We start from the raw sequence: 1,131 nt of genomic DNA, 5'->3' as shown, positions 1-1,131 counted from the left end.
TGATATAATCAATTCAAAAAAGGATATATTTTATGAAATCAGATATCAGACCTGTTAAACAACACATCAATCTTTCCGATGATCAAGTTAGTCGTTTACAAAAACTTCTGGACGCAAAAAGCCTTAACAAAACCATCAAACGTCGAATTCAATTATTACTTGATCTGGATGAATCGCATGGTGAGGTCATGGCTAGAATCGACGTCGCCAAAATGAATCGCTGTAGTACTGGTGTCGTTTATGCCGTTATCAAACTTTTCTTTAAAGGTGGCATTGATGCAGTTCTTAAAATAAAACGTAATAACAATTCGAATCACGCAAATCAAAAGCTTACAGCGGAAGATGAAGCAAAGTTGATAACTTTAGCGTGTGGCCCAGCCCCTGAGGGCTACACACGCTGGTCATACAGCTTGCTTGAGCAGGAAGCAGCAACCATACTTGAACATCCTGTGAAGCGTGATGCCATTGCACGAAAACTAAAAAAAATGAAATTAAACCATACCAAGTAGAAAGCTGGGCAAACCCCAAACCAGACGATGGTGAATATGTAGCTCATATGGAGGACGTACTGGATACGTATGCATTACCATATGATAATAATCGGCCATTGGTCTGTTTAGATGAGAAACCATATAATCTTCACGGAGATGTTATCGAACCACTTCCAACCCGTAAAATGAGTCCAAAGAAAATAGATTATGAATATACTCGTAATGGATATTGTGCAATAACCGGTTTGATAGAACCATTAACTGGAAAACAATATGTGGATATCCGGAAGCGAAGAACTGCTTGCGACTTCGCTGAGATAATTAAATGGATGGTCGATGAATTATATCCGTCTGCCGATAAAATAGTTCTAGTAATGGATAATCTAAATACTCATACAATCGGAGCACTGTATAAACGTTTCGAGCCAAAAGAGGCTCGCCGATTGGCGAAGAAATTAGAAATACATCACACACCCAAGCATGGAAGCTGGTTAAATATAGCTGAAATTGGGCTGAACTTATTAAGTCGTCAATGTATCAACAGGCGAATTCCAGAAATGGAACAATTAAAACGAGAAGTAGCAGCATGGTGTAGTGAACGTAATGCTAAAAATTTATCAATAGATTGGCAATTCACAAC

2 protein-coding genes are annotated in these 1,131 nt (G+C 38.5%); both read left to right on the top strand.

Translation table 11 applies throughout. From position 1 onward, the window contains the following. The first annotated feature begins 32 nt into the window (after positions 1-32). Entirely contained in the window at positions 33-509 is a 477-nt protein-coding gene (locus FFM71_RS13290; RefSeq protein WP_137612625.1) for a helix-turn-helix domain-containing protein, read from the top strand. Then, the coding region (locus FFM71_RS13285) for an IS630 family transposase (RefSeq protein ID WP_171000584.1) at positions 491-1,131 on the top strand (641 nt) is incomplete at its 3' end. The genes FFM71_RS13290 and FFM71_RS13285, both read left to right, overlap by 19 nt.

This window comes from Companilactobacillus huachuanensis, from assembly GCF_005404815.1.
Lineage (GTDB): Bacteria > Bacillota > Bacilli > Lactobacillales > Lactobacillaceae > Companilactobacillus > Companilactobacillus huachuanensis.
This window is presented reverse-complemented; position numbering and strand designations above follow the sequence as displayed.